The organism is Cupriavidus sp. 01L46, assembly GCF_056399905.1.
This window is the reverse complement of the sequence record NZ_JBFTSF010000126.1, coordinates 1-18,368: the sequence shown is the minus strand read 5'-3', so window position 1 is coordinate 18,368 and position 18,368 is coordinate 1. Positions and strand designations below refer to the sequence as shown.

The window sequence follows — 18,368 nt, the reverse complement described above, 5'->3', positions numbered from 1 at the left end:
GCACCGCTGTGCCCTGCAAGGTCCGCCGCCAGCAACTGATCGAGCTATACACGTTGAGCCACAAGCGCAGGCGCGCGGATGGATGCAATTGGTCCGTCTTCCGGTTCCTATGCCAGCTTGGCGCGATGACCGCCACCTTCACGTTCGCCCACCACCTTCCCGCGACCGATGACGATGCCCTGCCAAGGCGTAGGGACTGACATGCGCATCGTGATCTCCGGCACTTACTCCACCGGCAAGTCAACCACGACCGATGCCCTGGGCTACCTGACCGGCATTCCTCGCACCAATGCCCGCACCATGCGCGAAATCATGCCGGAAGCGCTACCGGGCAAAGTGCTCGAGCAGTGCAGCGTTCCCGAGCTGATGGAACTCTGCCTGTGGCGATTCAAGGAACGTGTCGTGTCCGAACACCTGTGTGGAGACACCTACATCTCGGACGGCTCCTGCCTGCACGAGTGGATATACGCCCGAGGCCGCCTGATCGCGGGGATCAATCCCGCCAATGGGCCAATAACCCGTAGCCTGCGCAAGCTGATGGGCTCGCGCTATCGCCCCACGCACGAGCACATCTTCGAGCGACTCATGCATGCGGTGGAGGCGCACGCCCGCGCCTCGTATGAGGAGGCGATCCACCTGCCGATCGAGTTCCCGGTGACCGACGACGGCCATCGCCCCGTCTCGGAAGCGTTTCGCCGCATGACGGAGCGCATGTTGCTGGAGAGGTTGCAGGCGCTCGGCATTCCCTGCCGCGTGGTGGGCGGATCGATCGAACAGAGGCTCGCACAAATTACAGCCCTCTATGGATGGCCGCACGTATGCAGCATCCCCGATGCCATCGCCATGGCCCGCGCCAACGCGGCACGCATCGAACGGGAAAGCAACGCCCGACATCAGTCGTTCCGGGAAGGCATGAGCTGGCGCCATCGCGTGGCGCGCAGATTAAGCACCTTGTAAAGCGTTCACAACGCCCAGAGGGCCGAGTCTTCTGCCTTCCAACATTGCACCGCCAACAACGCACCTCCAACAACGCAAAAAGGAATTCCCAATGCCCAAGATTGCCATCGTCTATCAAAGCAACGCAGGCCACACCGCGGTGCTCGCCCGTGCGGTCGCTTGCGGCCGGATTCACTTGCTCGGCATGCTGGAGCGGGGACAAGTTGAACACCCTGATGCAGATGACGATTTTTGCCGCGCAACACGCCATGATCTGGGTGCCGTTGGGTACGATGCCCGGCTATCACACCAGCCAGGGAACTGCGCGGGATCTGAACCGGGTCGGCGGCTTCCTGGGCGCCATGGCCCAGGCCAATGCGGACGAATCGCCCGATGTCGCTCCGCCGCAAAGCGATCGCGATACGGCTCAGGCATTGGGCAAGCAAGTCGCCGAGGTTGCCACCCGGTTCATCTACGGCACGCGCTGACTGAGCGGAGTCAAGATTGAGAAATGTCCGCTTGACCCGAGGACATGCCGGGAAGAAGATTCCCGGGTACTTCGGCGCCGGCACCAGCGGTTGGTGGCATGCGCCTCCACGACGATCGGCGGACACGACACATCGCTCACCCGGCGCGCGCTCCGCCCCTACCCATCCGACCCACCATGCGCATCCAGTGCGCAGGTGCAGGTGCTTAAGGAGCGACAACGATGGACATGCGTGCGTCTGCGCTTCATGTGGAAGCACCTTCCCGTCGCGGCCGGGAGACTCAGCAGTCCATGTGGTCCGCCGCGATTGCGGATCGGGATAGCTTCCTGCACTGGTCACGAACCGGGCTCAATGAACTGATCCCGCACCAGATGTCCGCATTCGGCCTGACCACCAAACATACCTTGGGGGTCAGGCCGCTCGAAACGTTCACCTTTCGTGTGCCGGAGGCATACCTGCAGCAGGTTGCGCGTAGCCCCGGCATAGGCTGCCCGGTTTTTTCGCACTGGATCCTGGCACGCACCCCTCAGTTTTTCTGCCCGGACGTGGCTGGCGAGAACGTAGCACTGGCGTCGCTATTCAAGCAATACGCGCTTGGCAACCTTTTTCTCCACGGACACGTCGATGCGGACCGTGGGCTGGCATCTTATTTCGCGCTGTTCGGCGTGGATACGGCGCGCCGCGCTCACCACGAGCACCATGCCGAGGCGGTTGCCCTCAGGGTCCACGAGGCTCTCGCCAGGATCCACCACCTCAGAGGGAGCGGCAATCCTGCAGGCGCGGCCGCACGATCCCTCACCAAGGCGGAGCAAGCGGTCTTCCATTGGCTCCGCCAGGGCAAGACCAATTGGGAAATCGCACGCATCCTCAACAAGAGCGAGTGGACGGTAAAGACCCAGGTTCAACACATCCTGCGCAAACTGGATGCCAGAAACCGGCAGGTGGCGATATCCCGCTAAGAGGCCGTTTCAACATGAAGTGAGGCGGTTCTGGCTAGGCGCGCAGCCGCAGACAGTACAAGTGGTACGGCAAAGGCCGCGCAACCATACCGTTGCCCGCTTCAGCCGGCTGGGGCCGCCTGCGCCGCGCCACCCTGGCTGGCCGCTACCGCCTGCCGCAAACGCGCCACGCCTTCCACAATCTGCGCATCGGACGCGGTGGCGAACGATAGCCGCAGCGCGGGCGAGCGCTGCCCGTCCACGCCAAAGCTGGCGCCCGGCACATACATCACGCGCGCCGCGATGGCGTGCGGCAACAGGCTGGCCGCGTCGGCCACGCCGTCGATCTCGCACCACAGGAACATGCCGCCTTGCGGGGTTTCGCAGCGCAGCGCGGGGCCGAAGGCATCGGCCAGGGCCTGCACCATCAGGTCGCGCTTGTGGCGGTAAAGGTCGATGATGCGCGCGGTCTGGCGGGGCAGCAGGCCATCCTCCAGGCAGCTTGCCATGGCTAGCTGCAGCCACGGCGAGGTGCACAGATCGCAGACTTGCTTGGCGATCACCGCGCGCCGCAGGATTTCGGCGGGCCCGGCCATCCAGCCCAGGCGCAGCCCGGGCGCCATGGTCTTGGAAAAGCTGCCAAGGTAGATCACCCACGGTGTCAGCGCGGGATCCTGCGCGGCAAGCGACAGCAGCGAGGGCAGCGGCTCGCCGTCAAAGCGCAGGCTGCCGTAGGGATCGTCCTCCACCACCACGATGCGGTGCTGCGCGGCGAGCGCGAGCACGGCGCGGCGGCGCGCCAGCGCCAGCGTGCGCCCGCTCGGGTTGGCGAAGGTGGGCACCAGGTAGAGCAGGCGCGGCCGCTCGGCGTCGGGGCAATCCGCCAGCATGGCGGCAAGGGCCTGCACGCACAGCCCGTCCTGGTCGGAAGGGATGGCGCGCACGGCGGCGCCGGCCAGCCGCAGCGCCTGCACGGCGGCGGGATAGGTCGGCGTTTCCACCCACACCGGCGTGCCCGGCGCGACAAAGGCCTGCACCAGCAGGTCGAAGCCTTGCTGCGAGCCCGAAGTCACCACGACCTGCTCCGGTGGCAACGGCGCGCCACGCTCCGCCATCAGCACGGACAATGCCTGGCGCAGCGCGGGCATGCCCTCGGTCGGCCCGTACTGCAGGCATTGCGCGGGAACAGTGGCCATGGCCATGGACGCGGCATCCTGCAGCGCGGCGGCATCGAAGCTGGCCGGCGAGGGGTAGCCACCCGCGAACGAGATCATGTCCGGCAGGCTCATGTAGGGAAACAGCTCGCGAATGGGCGAGCCTTGCGGCTCCCGCATGGCCGGCGCGAACGCGTACGGATGGACTGGCGTGCTCATGAGAGACTCGGTATTGGATCAGTCGATCGGTCGATCAGTCGACGGTGGCGCCGGAGAGCTTGACGATCTCGCCCCACTTGCGGCGATCGTTGCGCACCAGTTCGGCGAACACTTCCGGCGAGTTCGGCGCCAGCTCGGCGCCCTGCTCGCGCAGCTTGGCCTGGATGGCGGGATCGCTGGTGGCGCGTGCCAGGTCGCGGCTGATCTTCTGCGCAATCGCGGCGGGCAGGCCCTTGGGTGCGAACAGGCCGAACCACGGGCTGGCGTCGAAGCCTTCGACCGGCCCTGCCGCTGCCACGGTGGGCACATTGGGCAGCGCCGCCGACCGGGCTGCGGAGGTGACCGCCAGCGCCTTGAGCTTGCCGGCACGGACGAACTGGATCGATGCGGGCAGGTTGTCGAACATCACGTCGACGCTGCCGCCCATCAGGTCGGCCAGCGCCGGGCTGCTGCCCTTGTAGGCGACATGGCTCATCTGCGTGCCGGTCATGCGCTGGAACAGCTCGCCCGCCAGATGGGTCGACGTGCCGTTGCCGGCCGAGGCCATATTGACCTTGGCGGGATTGGCCTTGAGGTAGGCGATGAACTCCGCCAGCGTGGTCACGCGGGCGCGTTCCGCAAACGCCGGCGAGATCACCACCACGTTGGGCACCTTGGCCACCAGCGACACGGGCACGAAGTCCGCGGCGGCGTCGTAGGGCAGCTTCTTGTACAGCGTGGGATTGATGCCGAACTCGCCGACCGAACCCATCAGCAGCGTGTAGCCATCCGCCGGCGACTTGGCGGCCACGCCGGTGCCAACGATGCCGCCGGCGCCGGGACGGTTGTCCACCAGCACCGGCTGCTTCCACATCACGGTGAGCTGGTCGCCGATCATGCGCGCCACCATGTCGGTGGTGCCGCCCGCCGGGTACGGCACGATGATGCGGACCGGCTTGTTAGGGAAGTCGTCCGCACTGGCCGGGGCCGCGGTCACGGCCAGCAAGCCCATTGAAATGCCGCAATGGCCGATGATGCGAAGCAGTCGATTCATGCCGGTCTCCTCGTTTCCTTATTGGTTGTGATGTCCCGTCTCTTGTCTCTTGGGGGGCGGGGAACGCCGGAAGGCCTATAGGCAACATTCCGGGAGTTCGGCATTTTTAGTCATCAACTTTTTTACATCAAGCGAGATTTACGCATAGGATGATAACTTTAATGCATCAACCTGGGGTACCAGTGAGATGCCTAAGTCAACCGCCCCTTGCCACTCGCCCCATGAGCGCCTCCCGCATTCCCAGCCTCAGCAGCCTGCGCGCCTTTGAAGCCGCCGCCCGCCACCAGAACCTTCGCCGGGCCGCGGCGGAGCTCTGCCTGAGCGAGAGCGCCGTCTCGCGCCAGATCGCCACGCTGGAAAGCCAGCTCGGCGTGGCGCTGTTCCACCGCGCCAACCAGCGCGTCAGCCTGACGCCGGCCGGCTCGCTCTACGGTTACCAGGTACGGGAAAGCCTGCAAAAGCTGCAGCGCGACACGCTGGACATCATGGCGCACGAGGGCGCGGGCGGCATCGTGGAACTGGCCTGTGTGCCGACCCTGGCGGTGGAATGGCTGATCCCCCGCTTGCCCGCGTTCTACGCGCAGCATCCGCAGGTGGTGGTCAACTTCAGCGCGCAAGCGGATGTGTTCCTGTTCGACGGCACGCCGTACGACGCCGCCATCCACTACGGCGAAGCCAACTATCCGGGCGGCCGCGCCGACCCGCTGTTCGATGAAGAATCAGTGCCGATCTGCCATCCGGAGCTGTTTGCCGGCGAGGGGCCGGTCAGCGCCCAGCGAATCGCGCAGGCGCCCTTGCTGCACCTGTCGACGCGCCGGCTGGACTGGAAGAACTGGATGGAAGCGGCCGGCGTGGGCGATGTCAACGCCATGCGCGGCACGCGCTATGACCACCACAGCATGGTGATCAGTGCCGCCCGCGCCAAGCTGGGCGTGGGCCTGGTGCCGCGCTTCCTGGTGGAGGAGTACCTGGCGCTGGGCCTGCTGGTGATGCCGGTAGCACAGGCCATGCGCTCGCAGCGCGCCTACTACCTGGTGGCACCGGACTCGCGGCCGATGAGCGATGCGATGTCGCGCCTGCGGACCTGGCTGCTGGCAGCGGCGCAGGATTTTGCGGCACGGCAGGCCTCGGGGCGGGCCCCGGGGCCTGCACAGGACGCTTGATCAGAAAATTTGAATATCGAATACGATACCGGGGCCCTTATCGATCCCGCGCCAGATCTATCCTTTGTCACATGGAGACAGAACATGTTCTCCCAATTTCAACAAGGCAGATAGATCATGAGAATTACCACCGCCCGCCTGTTCCTCGCTGCCGCCATCGCCGGCACCGCCCTGCTCTCCTTGAACTCCGCCTTTGCCGCGGACACCAGCGGCACCCACGCCGGCGACAACTACGGCTACGTGCACCGCTCGGCCGACGCCTACACCGATGGCGCGCGCAAGATCGACGCGTTCAGCAATGGCGCCCGCACGGTCAAGCACGACTATCCGTTCGGTTTCTCCGTGTGAGCAAGCAAGCGCTGCACAGGAAGCACAGACAGCAGGAACGCATCATGACCGTCAAAGACACCGCCCTGATCCTCGCCGGATGGATCGCCGCCTGCCTGGGCAGCGGCTACCTCGTGACCTTCGCCGCGCAGGCGCTGCAGCGTTAGGGATGACACACTTGCGCGCCTGAGCGGTTGAGCGCTGGCAAGGCAAGCACCGCGCATTTGGCATGATTCCGGATGTCCGAAACGGCCGTGCACCTGCCCCAGGCCTGCCGCGCCTGCTACCGCCCGCTCAGCCCTTCACGTTGGCAGCCTCCAGCGCTTCGGCCAGTTTGCGCCCGGCATCCAGCGCCGCCGGAAAGCCACAGTACACCGCGCTGTGCACCACCAGTTCATGCAATTCCTGCGGCGTCACGCCATTGGCCAGGGCGCCGCGCAGATGGCCGGTCAGTTCCTGCGGCCGGTTGAGTGCGATCAGCATCGATACCGTCGCCAGGCTGCGCTGCTTGCGGTCCAGGCCGTCACGCGTCCACACCGTGCCCCACGCGAACTCCGTCACCAGTTGCTGCAGGCCGACATCGCCCTGCTGTTGCGCGGCGTCGAACGCGCGCTGCACGTATTGTTCGCCCATGACTTCCGAACGTACCTGCCGGCCGGCTTCGAAGGCCGGCGTTTGCGTGTAGGCGGCAGGGTCTTGCTTGGCTTGCGTCATCTTGCTATATCCGGTGATTGCATGAGTCATCGGGCAGGCACGCCGCATCCTGGCGGATGCGCGGCGCCTGCGGCGTTGCGCCTTACTTGAACGGTGTCTGCAGGATGCCCATCACGGTACGGATGCCATCGCGGTAGTTGCCCAGCCGCATGTTCTCGTCGTAGCTGTGCTGGTTATTGTCCGCATTGACCAGCGGCACGATCACGAACGGCGCCTGCAGCGCCTGCACCGCCGCACCGGTCGGCACGGTGCCGCCCATCATGCGGATCTGCACCGGCGCCTTGCCGTAGGACTGCTGCATGGCCTGTGTGAGCCACCGGCTGATCGGCGCCGACAGGTCCGTGCGCGCGGCGGAGCTGGAGGCCGAGACCTCGCCCGCGGTGACCGAGGCAAGCTTGGGATAGCGCGCGCGTTCGTCGTCGGTGGGCTCGCCCTTGACCAAGTGGTAGCCCTGTTTTTCCACGTGCTGCCTGACGAGGGCGAACAGGGATTCCGGGCTGGTCTCCGGCACGGTGCGGATATCGATATCGGCCACCGCCACTTCCGGAATGACGGTACGGGCCTTCTCGCCCACGTCGCCGGCGGCCATGCCGCGCACGTTCAGCGTGGGGTACTGCATGGCTTCCTGGTAGTTGGCGCCAACACGCTCGGCCCGCGCGATGCCCAGGCGGCGGCGCAGCGCGGCCTCGTCGTCGGGCACGGCGGCCATGATGCGGCGTGCGCGTTCATCGATCTTTACCGGCTTGTAGTAGCCGGCAATGGTGACGCGGCCGTCGTCATCCTTCATGGTGGCGAGCAGGTTCGCCAGCCGCTGCGCGGGGTTGGCGGCATAGTTGCCATAGTGGCCGCTGTGCAGGCCCTGGCTGGCGCCGAACACCTTGAGCTGCACCAGCAGCACGCCGCGGTTGCCGAAGATCAGCGTGGGCTGGTTGCTCTGGTGCATGGGGCCATCGAAGATCACCATGCCGTCATTGCGCAGCAGCGCCAGGTTGTCAGCGATCACCTTGCCCAGCGACGGCGAGCCCTTCTCTTCCTCGGAATCCAGCAGCACCTTGATATCGACCGCAGGGTCCACCCCGGCGGCCTTGAGCGCATCCATGGCGGCCAGGAACATCACGATGGGGCCCTTGTCGTCCGACGACGAACGCCCGAACACGCGCCACTCGGGATCGACCTGGCCGGCATAGAGTTTGTCCAGCGGCAGCGCCTCCCACTTGCCATTGGCGCTGCGCGCCTTGAGCGTAGCCTCCCACGGGCTGGGCTGCGCCCATTGCGACGGCGTTACCGACTGGCCATCGAAATGCATGTAGAACAGCACGGTCTTGCGCGGGCCAGCGCTTTGCTGCGTGCTAGCGGGGTATTCGGCGTAGACCATCGGCTTGCCGTTATTGGGCAGCTCGCGCGCCTGGAAGCCACGCCGGGCGAAGGCCTTGACCAGCCAGTCCGCATTCTTCTGGATATCCGCGGGCACGGTGGCGTCGTTGGGCAGGGCCAGCAATTCGACCCATTCGCGGTAACTGCGCGCCGCGGCCTGGTCGGCCTGCTGCTGCAGCTGCATGCTGTCGAGCGTGGCGGCATGCGCGCCCGCGGCCAGCAGCATGGCGCCGAGGGCGCCGCACACGGTCGCGCGGACGGCGCTGTGCAAGGGGGACTGGAAGATGCGGGAACGGGTATGCAGGTGGGCGAAATGCGGCGCGCTGCCAGGCGCGCCGGCAAGGAAACGTAGTCTCATGGCTCTTGTTGGATAGGAAAGTGCATGGCAACGGATACGGCGGGCGGGCCGCAAGACACCCGCGCGGCCCGCACCGGCAGTCTGAACCGCTACAGGCCACTTGTCCATGCACGACGCCCCTGGCGGCGCGCCTTCATTGGGCCCGGCAACGCGCAGGCGCCCTCAGGGGCCCTGCTCGTCGGGCGACTGCGCAAAGCCCTCCTCGCGGCGCGCAATAGCACTGGCCAGCCCGAACTCCATGGCAAAAAGCAGGATCAGCGCGAGCATCGCCAGCGCGCCGATCGCCAATCGATAGTAGACCCACATGGCGGCAAGCCGGAACATCCGACAGAGTTGTCCTATCTGCAGCGTAGATTTCCCTACGTCAAAACGGCGCTGAGATGCCACGGCGCGGTGCAAAAAAGCTATCAAAACGGGGAATGGAAGACTCGTGGAAGGCGCAGGCGATTGCACCCGACTTGATCTGGATCCAGGCAAGGTTGCCCGCAGGGTGCCATCATGACCCTGGTGACCGCCCCCGAACCACCCCGGCGGGGGCCGCCATGCCGACAACGATCACAGCCATTACAGGAGATAGCCGCCATGACCAACATCGTGCTCGCCACCGACGGTTCGCCCTTTTCCGACGCGGCCGCCCGCTTCATCGCCGAAGGCAAACTGCTGCAAGGCGGCTTTACCGTGCATGTGGTCCATGTGACGCCCGATGTCACCGGACAGGTACGCGCCTTCGTCAGCAAGGAAACCATCGACGCCTGGCATCAGGAAGAAAGCGGCAAGGCCATGCAGTCCGTGGCCGACATCCTCGGCGCCGCAGGCATCGCCTTCGAGCAACACGCGCTGCACGGCTTTGCGCCGGAACGCATCGTCGCCTACGCCGCCAGCGTCGACGCACGCGGCATCGTCATGGGCACGCACGGCCGCGGCTCGTTCTTCGATGCGGTGATTGGTTCGGTGGCGGGACGGGTGCTGGCGCACGCCCCGTGCCCGGTAGTCCTGGTCAAGGCCCCGGGCAAGAAGTAAGGCAGCCGGCCCAGGCTGGCCGGTGCCGGGTCAGACCGGCCAGAGCGGCGGCTCGTCCATCAGCGCGACCTGCTCGCGCAGTTCGAGGATGCGGTCCTGCCAGTAGCGGGCAGTCCCAAACCACGGGAATGCCGCCGGAAAGGCCGGATCGCGCCAGCGGCTGGCCAGCCAGGCGCTGTAATGCAGCAGGCGCAGCGTGCGCAGCGCCTCGATCAGGTAAAGCTCACGCGGCTGGAATTCCGCAAAATCCTCATAGCCGGCCAGGATGTCGGCCATCTGGCCCTGCTGGGCGGCGCGATCGCCTTCCAGCAGCATCCACAGATCCTGCACCGCCGGCCCCATGCKGCTATCGTCGAAGTCGACAAAGTGCGGCCCGGGCGGGCGCGAACCCGCATGCGACTCCTCGATCCACAGCACATTGCCGCGATGGCAATCGCCGTGCAGCCGCAACTGCGCTACATCGCCCGCGCGCTCGAAGCAACGGCGAGCGCCATCCACGGCGAGATCGGCAACCGCCTGCCAGGCGGGGCGCAGTTCCAGGGGAATACAGTCTTGCGCCAGCAGCCAGTCGCGCGGGGCCACCCCGAAGGTGTCCACGTCGATGGTGGGGCGTGCCTGGTAAGGATGCGTGGCGCCGAGCGCATGGATGCGGCCGATGAAACGGCCAAGCCAGGTCAGCGTGTCCGCACGATCCAGCTCCGGCTCGCGCCCCCCGCAGCGAGGAAAGACCGCGAAGCGAAAACCCGCGTGCGCCAGCAGCGTGGCGCCGTCGCGCGCGATGGCCGGCACCGCCGGAATCTCGGCGTCGGCCAGTTGCCGCACGAAAGCGTGCTCTTCCAGAATGGCCGCGTCGCTCCAGCGGCCGGGGCGGTAGAACTTGACCACCACCGGCGCGCTGCCTTCGATCCCCACCTGCCAGACCCGGTTCTCATAACTATTGAGCGCCAGCAGGCGGCCGTCCGGCTCGAAACCGGCGGCCTCCATCGCATCCAGCATCAGGTCCGGCGTGAGGCTGGCGTAGGGCACGCCATCGGCATCGGTGAGCGTGCCGCCGTCGCCGGGCACCTGAAGGTCAAACCCTGAACTGGACATGGCGCGTGGCAGCCGTTGGGGAACGTTGTGGAGTTAGCGCGTGGGCTTGGCGCGCTGGCCGCCCAGCAGCGCGGCTTGCGGCGCCGGACGGCGACCGCGTGCGGCCGGATCCTGTCCGGTGCGCGGCTGCGCAACATGGGTGTTGGCACCGGCGCGGTTGCCGTTGACGTCGCCATTGCGATCGCGGTTGCCATTGCCATTGCCATTGCCACTGCCATTGCCATTGCCGGCGGCACGGTTGCCGTTGGCCTCGCCAGTGCGGTTGCCATTGGCCTGACCGTTACGCGGGTTGCCTTGGCCGGCCGAAGCCGGTCGTCCGCTGCCCTGCGCCGGGCGTTGGCCCTGTGCCTGCGGCGCGCGGCGCTGGCCTTGTCCATCGGCGGCGGCGGGAGCCTGGCTGCGGCCTTGCGGCGCGCGTGCCGGACGTTGCTGGCGCTCGCCAGCTTCTGCCGCCGGTGCGCGGCCGCGCGGCTGGCCGCCGGCGGGTGCCTGGCCGCGGCCACGGCCACCACCACCATTGCCCTGGCCCTGGCCGCGTGCCTGCCGGCCCTTCTGGATCGGCTCGGCCGGAATGCTCGGATCGACCTCGAAGCCCGGCAAGATGGTTTGCTCGATCTGGCGCTTGATCAGCCGTTCGATATCGCGCATCAGCGAGATTTCATCCACGCAGACCAGCGAGATCGCCTCGCCCTCGGCGCCGGCGCGGCCGGTACGGCCGATACGGTGCACGTAGTCTTCGGGCACGTTGGGGAGGTCGTAGTTGACCACGTGGGGCAGTTGGTCGATGTCGATGCCGCGCGCGGCGATATCGGTAGCCACCAGCAGGCGCAGCGTGCCGGCCTTGAACTCGGTCAGCGCGCGCGTGCGGGCCGACTGGCTCTTGTTGCCGTGGATCRCCAATGCCGACAGGCCGTCCTTGTCGAGCTGCTCGGCCAGGCGGTTGGCGCCGTGCTTGGTGCGGGTGAAGACCAGCACCTGGTGCCAGTCGTTCTCGCGCACCAGGTGGGCCAGCAGTTCGCGCTTGCGCTCGCGGTCCACCGGGTAGACGCGCTGCGCCACCGTTTCGGCCGTGGTATTGCGGCGCGCCACTTCGATGGAGGCGGGGTTGTCCAGCAGGCGGTCGGCCAGGCCACGGATCTCGTCGGAGAAGGTGGCCGAGAACAGCAGGTTCTGGCGCTTCGGCGGCAAGACGTTGAGGATCTTGCGGATGTCGTGGATGAAGCCCATGTCGAGCATGCGGTCGGCTTCGTCCAGCACCAGCATTTCCACGTGCGACAGGTCGATGGTGCGCTGGGACAGGTGATCAAGCAGGCGGCCGGGCGTGGCCACCACGATATCGACACCGCGCTTGAGCTGTTCGATCTGCGGGTTGATGCCCACGCCGCCGAACATCACCATGGAGCGCAGCTTGAGGTACTTGCCGTAGTTACGAACGCTTTCTTCCACCTGCGCCGCCAGTTCGCGGGTCGGGGTCAGGACCAGTGCGCGCACCGGCAGGCGCTGTCCACGTGCGGGTTCGCGGCCGGCCGAGGATTCGGACAGCAGTTGCAGCAGCGGCAGCGTGAAGCCGGCCGTCTTGCCGGTGCCGGTCTGCGCGCCGGCAAGCAGGTTGCCCCCTTTCAGGATGGCGGGAATCGCCTGCGCTTGAATCGGAGTCGGCGTGGTATAGCCCTGTTCGGCCACGGCACGCATAAGCTTGTCGGACAAGCCAAGTTCGGAAAAAGACATGAATTGACGCTTCGGCCGCCCTTTGCGCATGTGGTGCGCCAATCGCGGGGGCGACGTGAGTGAGAAAACCGAAAACCGGAAATACCGACCGGCGAAGCGAGGCGACTGCCCCCGCTTCTTTAGGAGGAAAGGCCGCTAGTGTACMAGCCTGGCGCTTTCGCGCGCGCGCTGCGCCCCGAGGGACGCGCGCGCCGCTGCGCTATGATGGCGGCCACCCCCGCCTGGCCCCTGCCTGGGCGCGCCCACGCACCGCGCGGGCGCGCGCCGGCCCGGCCCGGCCCATCCCAGCCCCCGGATGCCGAGACGATGCGGTTCAGGTTCATCGAAGACCAGGAAGTCACCCTCTTTACCGCCATCCCGGTAGGGATTGCCGCAGCCATCGTCACCACCCTGTTCAAGGAGGCGCTGGACGCTAGCGGCTATGTGATGTTTGGCACGCATGCCGATATCGTCACGGTATTCGCAGGCCTCGCCCTGATCTGGCGGGTGGCGATCCCGACGCTTGGCGGCGTGATCGCGGGCTTGCTGCTGACGGCGGCAGCCAAGCTCAACGCCGCGCAGCCAGGCGTCTCCGACTATATGGAAGCGGTTGCCAGCGGCACCGGGCGCCTGCCGGTACGCATCACCTTGCTGCGCGCRCTGTCTTCGTTCTGCTCCATCGTCACCGGCAGCTCGGTGGGCAAGGAAGGCGCGATGATCCAGCTCGCGGCCCTGTGCGGATCGGTGTTTCCGTCCGCGCGCGGCGGCAGCGGACCGGACGGCGACACCAACCTGCGGCGCATGCTCACGGCCTGCGCGGCGGCCGCCGGGCTGGCCTCGGTGTACCACACGCCGCTGTCGGCGGCGGTCTTCGTGGCCGAGGTGGTCTTTGGCGCGGTGGCGGTGCAGCGCCTGATGCCGCTGTTCCTGGCTTCCGTGGCGGGCACGGTGGTCAGCCAGCTACATGGTGGCCTGCAGCCGCTCTATCCCGGCCTGACCGTGCCCGCCGACCTGCTGCATCCGCCCATGCTGCTGGCGGCGGTCTTGCTCGGCGTGCTGGCCGGCGTGTCCGGCGCCCTCTTCATGCGTGCCTCCAGCCTGGCCAAGGGCGCCTTTGCCCGGGTGCCGGGCGGCCTGGTGCCGCGCCTGGCGCTGGGCGGTGCGATGGTGGGCGTGTTGGCGATCTGGGTGCCCGAGGTGGTCGGCAACGGCTACTACACCATCCAGTCGATCTTGCAGGGGCACCCCTTGAGCGTATCGCTGGCGGCGGTATTGCTGGCCAAGCTGCTGGCCACCGTGCTCAGCATGGGCTCGGGCGCGGTGGGCGGCGTGTTCACGCCATCGCTGTTCGTCGGCGCGGCGCTAGGGCAACTGCTGGCTCCCGCCGTGCCGGGGGGCAGCGGCGCGCCGCTGTTGCCGCTGGTCGGCATGGCCGCCTTCCTGGCCGCCACCAGCCAGGCGCCGCTGATGTCGGTGCTGATGGTGTTCGAGATGACGCTGGCCCCGGCGCTGCTGCTGCCGGGCATGATCGGCGCGGCGGCGGCCTACTACACCGCATCGCGCTGCCAGACCTTGTCCTTGTACAGCGTGGTGGCGGAGCGCACCCAGGCATCCGCCGCCGCGGAGCGCGCGCGGGCGCTGACGCTGGCCGGGCTCTGCGACGCCACCGACACCGTCATCGGCCCCGAGGCCACGCTGGAGCAGGCCAGCGACAAGTTCGCCGAGACCGGCACGCGCTATCTTTATATGGTTGGGCCGGACGGCTGCCTACTGGGCGCGCTGTCGATCCATGCGGTGCAACGTGCACTGCGCGAGCGGCCGCGCGCGGGCCTCCTGGCGCTGTGCGAGCGCGATTTCCCCACCCTGACGCCGGAGTCGCGGCTGCCCGACGCGCTGCGGCTATTCACGCATCACGCGCTCAACCGGATCCCGCTGATCCGCGACACGGCCGGGCGCGAACTGATGGGCACGGTCTCCAAGCAGCGTGTGCTGCAGGAAGCATCCGGGCTGTTCTAGCGCCGCGCGGCCGGCGGGCGACCGGGTAGAATATTAGGTTGCCCGGTCCGCGCCGCCGAAGCGAAGACCCGAATCGCTTTCGTTTTCCGCTTTCGCTTTCGTTTTCGTTTTCCGAACCGTTTCTGCCGGAGCCTCCATGCCAGCCAACCGTGCCACGCGCCCTGCCCTTTTCGTTTTGGTCCGGGCCACCTTGCTAGCTGCATCGCTTGCTTTGCCCGCCGCGCTGCTGCCGGCAACGGCGTATGCGCAGCAGGCGTTGCGCGTGATCCCAGCGGACGCGGCCAAGGCCAAGCTGGTGCTCGCCGCGCAGTCGCCCAGCGCGCCGCAGTCGGCCACGCTGGACGGCAAGACCGTTGGCGTGGCCCCGGGCCTGCGGCTGTTCGGCACGGACAACCAGTTGCTGCCCATCGGGGCGGTGGCCGGCCAAAAGCTGCCGGTGCGGTTCAAGCTCGACCTCTATGGCCAGTTGCTGACGGCCTGGGTGCTGACCGAGCAGGAACAAAAAGCAGCGCAATAGTCGTAGTCCGGGGCGCGGCGGCGCGCCGAGGCCCGGACATCTTTCGTCCCCATAAAACCCTGATGCCCCCAGGTCAACCACTGAGATCGGCACCATGAAAAAAGTCTTCGTCAAAACCTACGGCTGTCAGATGAACGAGTACGACTCGGACAAGATGGTCGATATGCTCCATGCCGCCCAGGGCATGGAGAAGACAGACACGCTGGAAGAAGCGGACGTCATCCTCTTCAACACCTGCTCCGTGCGCGAGAAAGCGCAAGAGAAGGTGTTCTCCGAACTGGGCCGCCTGAAGGCGCTCAAGGCCGTCAAGCCGGACCTGGTGATCGGCGTGGGCGGYTGCGTGGCSAGCCAGGAAGGCGCSGCCATCGTCAAGCGCGCGCCCTATGTCGACGTGGTGTTCGGCCCGCAAACGCTGCACCGCCTGCCTGACATGATCAACCGACGCCAGCAGACCGGCCACTCGCAGGTGGACATCTCCTTTCCCGAGATCGAAAAGTTCGACCACCTGCCGCCGGCGCGCGTGGAAGGCCCGAGCGCCTTTGTCTCCATCATGGAAGGCTGCTCCAAGTACTGCAGCTACTGCGTGGTGCCCTACACCCGTGGCGAGGAAGTCTCACGCCCGTTMGAGGACGTGCTGGCGGAAGTCGCCGGGCTGGCCGAGCAAGGCGTGCGCGAAGTCACGTTGCTGGGCCAGAACGTCAACGCGTATCGCGGCGCCATGGGCGGCACCAGCGAGATCGYCGACTTCGCGCTGCTGATCGAATACGTGGCCGAGATCCCCGGCATCGAGCGCATCCGCTACACCACCAGCCACCCGAAGGAATTCACCCCGCGCCTGATCGAGATGTACGAGCGCTGCCCGAAGCTGGTCAACCACCTGCACCTGCCGGTGCAGCACGCTTCAGACCRCATCCTGATGGCGATGAAGCGCGGCTACAGCGTCCTGGAATACAAGAGCATCATCCGCAAGTTGCGCGCGCTGCGCCCGRACATGTCGCTGTCATCCGACTTCATCATCGGCTTTCCCGGCGAGACCGAGGCGGACTTTGAAAAGCTGATGGCGATGATCGAGGAGATCGGCTACGACACGTCGTTCTCGTTTATCTTCAGCCCGCGCCCCGGCACGCCGGCGGCCAACCTGGCCGACGACACGCCACACGAGGTCAAGCTGCGCCGCCTGCAGCGCCTGCAGGCCACCATCGAGGAGAACGTGCAGCACATCAGCGCCGGCATGGTCGGCTCGGTGCAGCGCATCCTGGTGGAAGGCCCGGCACGCAAGGATCCGACCGAGCTGCACGGCCGCACCGAGAACAACCGCGTGGTGAATTTCGCGCTGCCCGGCGTGCCCCAGGCCAGCCGCGACCGCATGGTCGGCGAAATGGTGGACGTGGCCATTACCGAAGCCTTCCCGCATTCGCTGCGCGGCGAAATCGTAGTGCGCCAGTAACCCACGCCCGATGCAGCTTGATGCAGCCTGATGCAGCCACTCGTACCCAGATGAAAATCCCTTCAGCCGAATTCGTCGCCCCCAAGGACGACAACACCCGCCTGCAGAACCTGTGCGGGCCGCTTGACGAGAACCTGCGCCAGATCGAGCAAGCGCTCGACGTCACCATCCAGCGCCGCGGCCATCGCATGACCGTGCGCGGCGCCTACGCCCGCGACGCCGCGGCGGCACTCGAGCGCTTCTATAACAACGCCCGCACCGCCCTGTCGATCGACGACGTGCAGCTCGGCCTGGTCGAGGCACGCCAGGTCGCCGCGCACGGCGGCTATGTCCCCGACGGCGCGAGCGCGGATACCGCCAGCGACGATGACGAATCCCCCGTGCTGCACACGCGCCGCGCGGGCCTGCACGGGCGCACACCCATGCAGCGCGACTACCTTCGCAACGTACTGGCACACGACCTCACCCTGGGCATCGGCCCGGCCGGCACCGGCAAGACCTACCTGGCGGTGGCCTGCGCCGTGGACGCGCTCGAGCGCGATTCGGTCAAGCGCATCGTGTTGACGCGACCGGCGGTGGAAGCCGGCGAGCGCCTGGGCTTCCTGCCCGGCGACCTGGCCCAGAAGATCGATCCCTACCTGCGGCCGCTGTACGACGCGCTCTACGACCTGCTCGGCTTCGACCGCACGCAGAAGATGTTCGAGCGCCAGATGATCGAGGTCGCGCCGCTGGCCTACATGCGCGGGCGCACGCTGAACCACGCCTTCATCATCTTGGACGAGGCGCAGAACACCACGCCCGAGCAGATGAAGATGTTCCTGACCCGGATCGGCTTTGGCTCCAAGGCGGTCATCACCGGCGACACCACCCAGATCGACCTGCCGCGCGGGCAGAAGAGCGGCCTGGTGGAAGCGCAGCACGTGCTGCGTGAAGTGCGCGGCGTGGCCATGACCCGCTTTACCAGCACCGACGTGGTGCGGCACCCGCTGGTGGCGCGCATCGTCGATGCCTATGACGAATATCACGCTCAACACCGAGACGCTTAATCAAACGCCCAATCGTGAACGCAAAATCCTCCTCCCCCGCCAGCCTGATCCTGTTTGACGCCGAAGGCCGCGCGCGCAAGACCCAGGCGCACGCCCTGCGCGTGCAATTGCCTGACGGCCGCAGCATCACCGTGGACCTGTCGCAAGCCGCCGAAGGCGTAGTCGCGCTGCTGGCCGAGCACACCGACGACCGCCAGCAGGCTGGCCTGCTGGTGCGCCCGGACAACCACGACGCCTTGTCGGTCGCCGTTACCGCCACGCCGACGGTCACCACCACCGGCACGCCCGCCACGCCGCCATCCCTGGAACTGGCACTGCAATATGGCGAAGGCATCAAGGGGCAGCGCGGCCTGCCGACCCAGCGCAAGGTCCAGACCTGGGCCRAGTCCGCGCTGTACGCCGATGCCACGCTGACCATCCGCTTTGTCGGCGAAGAAGAAGGGCGCAGCCTGAACCGCAGCTACCGCGGCAAGGACTACGCGACCAATGTGCTGACCTTCGCCTATGCCGAGCACGAGTCCGACCCGGTCAGCGGCGACATCGTGCTGTGCTGCCCGGTAGTGGAGCAGGAAGCCCGCGAGCAGAAAAAGTCGCTTGAAGCGCACTACGCCCACCTGATCGTGCACGGCGTCCTGCATGCGCAGGGCTACGAGCACGAGGAAGACGGCGAAGCGGAAGAAATGGAAGCCATCGAGACGGAAACGCTGCAGGCCCTAGGCTTCCCGGATCCGTACCTGGCGAACGGCAACGCCAAAATCAAAGACTAGGTGTAGCCGTGATTCCCGCCCGAAAGCGGGAATCACCCCAGCGCGATGCGAA

At 66.8% G+C, this 18,368-nt stretch carries 19 protein-coding genes; 12 read left to right on the top strand and 7 right to left on the bottom strand.

What is annotated here, in order from left to right:
- From AC1DS3_RS21755 to AC1DS3_RS21740, 4 genes are all read left to right on the top strand, one after another.
- Window positions 1–200: hypothetical protein (locus AC1DS3_RS21755; RefSeq protein WP_477127927.1), on the top strand; the 200-nt coding region annotated here is incomplete at its 5' end.
- 1 nt (window position 201) lies between these two features.
- Complete coding sequence (locus AC1DS3_RS21750; RefSeq protein WP_441637988.1) at window positions 202–957, top strand: AAA family ATPase; 756 nt, start codon at window positions 202–204, stop codon at window positions 955–957.
- Between the two features lie 203 nt (window positions 958–1,160).
- Window positions 1,161–1,424: a hypothetical protein gene (locus AC1DS3_RS21745; RefSeq protein ID WP_477127926.1), complete on the top strand. Its 264-nt coding sequence runs from the start codon at window positions 1,161–1,163 to the stop codon at window positions 1,422–1,424.
- Between the two features lie 221 nt (window positions 1,425–1,645).
- Window positions 1,646–2,383, top strand: coding sequence for a helix-turn-helix transcriptional regulator (locus AC1DS3_RS21740; RefSeq protein ID WP_441637984.1), 738 nt, complete (start codon window positions 1,646–1,648; stop codon window positions 2,381–2,383).
- A 101-nt stretch (window positions 2,384–2,484) separates the two neighbouring features.
- Here AC1DS3_RS21740 and AC1DS3_RS21735 read toward each other — a convergent pair whose 3' ends face one another.
- A complete protein-coding gene (locus tag AC1DS3_RS21735) occupies window positions 2,485–3,735 on the bottom strand; it encodes an aminotransferase-like domain-containing protein (protein ID WP_441637982.1) in 1,251 nt (416 codons plus the stop codon).
- Between the two features lie 34 nt (window positions 3,736–3,769).
- A complete protein-coding gene (locus AC1DS3_RS21730; protein ID WP_441638099.1) occupies window positions 3,770–4,726 on the bottom strand; it encodes a Bug family tripartite tricarboxylate transporter substrate binding protein in 957 nt (318 codons plus the stop codon).
- Between the two features lie 263 nt (window positions 4,727–4,989).
- On the opposite strand from AC1DS3_RS21730, the gene AC1DS3_RS21725 reads away from it, so the two are divergent.
- Window positions 4,990–5,931 (top strand): LysR substrate-binding domain-containing protein, encoded by a 942-nt coding sequence (locus AC1DS3_RS21725; protein ID WP_441637980.1) that lies wholly within the window; start codon window positions 4,990–4,992, stop codon window positions 5,929–5,931.
- Between the two features lie 117 nt (window positions 5,932–6,048).
- Window positions 6,049–6,279, top strand: coding sequence for a hypothetical protein (locus tag AC1DS3_RS21720; RefSeq protein WP_441637978.1), 231 nt, complete (start codon window positions 6,049–6,051; stop codon window positions 6,277–6,279).
- Between the two features lie 273 nt (window positions 6,280–6,552).
- Here AC1DS3_RS21720 and AC1DS3_RS21715 read toward each other — a convergent pair whose 3' ends face one another.
- From AC1DS3_RS21715 to AC1DS3_RS21705, 3 genes are all read right to left on the bottom strand, one after another.
- On the bottom strand, window positions 6,553–6,972 hold the full coding sequence (locus AC1DS3_RS21715) for a carboxymuconolactone decarboxylase family protein (protein WP_441637976.1): 420 nt from the start codon (window positions 6,970–6,972) through the stop codon (window positions 6,553–6,555).
- Between the two features lie 82 nt (window positions 6,973–7,054).
- A complete protein-coding gene (locus tag AC1DS3_RS21710) occupies window positions 7,055–8,572 on the bottom strand; it encodes a M20/M25/M40 family metallo-hydrolase (RefSeq protein ID WP_441638097.1) in 1,518 nt (505 codons plus the stop codon).
- 294 nt (window positions 8,573–8,866) lie between these two features.
- Entirely contained in the window at window positions 8,867–9,028 is a 162-nt protein-coding gene (locus AC1DS3_RS21705; RefSeq protein WP_441637974.1) for a hypothetical protein, read from the bottom strand.
- A 258-nt stretch (window positions 9,029–9,286) separates the two neighbouring features.
- Between AC1DS3_RS21705 and AC1DS3_RS21700 the strand changes: the two genes are divergently transcribed.
- Complete coding sequence (locus tag AC1DS3_RS21700; RefSeq protein WP_441637972.1) at window positions 9,287–9,724, top strand: universal stress protein; 438 nt, start codon at window positions 9,287–9,289, stop codon at window positions 9,722–9,724.
- A 30-nt stretch (window positions 9,725–9,754) separates the two neighbouring features.
- Here AC1DS3_RS21700 and AC1DS3_RS21695 read toward each other — a convergent pair whose 3' ends face one another.
- Together AC1DS3_RS21695 and AC1DS3_RS21690 are read right to left on the bottom strand one after the other, a co-directional pair.
- Window positions 9,755–10,816, bottom strand: coding sequence for a serine/threonine protein kinase (locus tag AC1DS3_RS21695; protein ID WP_477127925.1), 1,062 nt, complete (start codon window positions 10,814–10,816; stop codon window positions 9,755–9,757).
- 33 nt (window positions 10,817–10,849) lie between these two features.
- Window positions 10,850–12,544 carry a DEAD/DEAH box helicase gene (locus tag AC1DS3_RS21690; protein ID WP_477127924.1) on the bottom strand — a complete coding sequence of 565 codons (1,695 nt, stop codon included), beginning with the start codon at window positions 12,542–12,544 and terminating at the stop codon, window positions 10,850–10,852.
- A gap of 306 nt (window positions 12,545–12,850) precedes the next feature.
- Between AC1DS3_RS21690 and AC1DS3_RS21685 the strand changes: the two genes are divergently transcribed.
- The 5 genes from AC1DS3_RS21685 (at window position 12,851) to ybeY (ending at window position 18,316) form a co-directional block, all read left to right on the top strand.
- Complete coding sequence (locus tag AC1DS3_RS21685; protein WP_441637966.1) at window positions 12,851–14,539, top strand: ClcB-like voltage-gated chloride channel protein; 1,689 nt, start codon at window positions 12,851–12,853, stop codon at window positions 14,537–14,539.
- A 136-nt stretch (window positions 14,540–14,675) separates the two neighbouring features.
- Window positions 14,676–15,056: a hypothetical protein gene (locus AC1DS3_RS21680; protein WP_441637964.1), complete on the top strand. Its 381-nt coding sequence runs from the start codon at window positions 14,676–14,678 to the stop codon at window positions 15,054–15,056.
- 94 nt (window positions 15,057–15,150) lie between these two features.
- Window positions 15,151–16,503: a tRNA (N6-isopentenyl adenosine(37)-C2)-methylthiotransferase MiaB gene (gene miaB, locus AC1DS3_RS21675; RefSeq protein WP_477127923.1), complete on the top strand. Its 1,353-nt coding sequence runs from the start codon at window positions 15,151–15,153 to the stop codon at window positions 16,501–16,503.
- Between the two features lie 50 nt (window positions 16,504–16,553).
- On the top strand, window positions 16,554–17,549 hold the full coding sequence (locus AC1DS3_RS21670) for a PhoH family protein (RefSeq protein ID WP_441637960.1): 996 nt from the start codon (window positions 16,554–16,556) through the stop codon (window positions 17,547–17,549).
- A gap of 14 nt (window positions 17,550–17,563) precedes the next feature.
- Window positions 17,564–18,316 carry an rRNA maturation RNase YbeY gene (gene ybeY / locus AC1DS3_RS21665; protein WP_477127922.1) on the top strand — a complete coding sequence of 251 codons (753 nt, stop codon included), beginning with the start codon at window positions 17,564–17,566 and terminating at the stop codon, window positions 18,314–18,316.
- The last annotated feature ends 52 nt before the right edge of the window (window positions 18,317–18,368 follow it).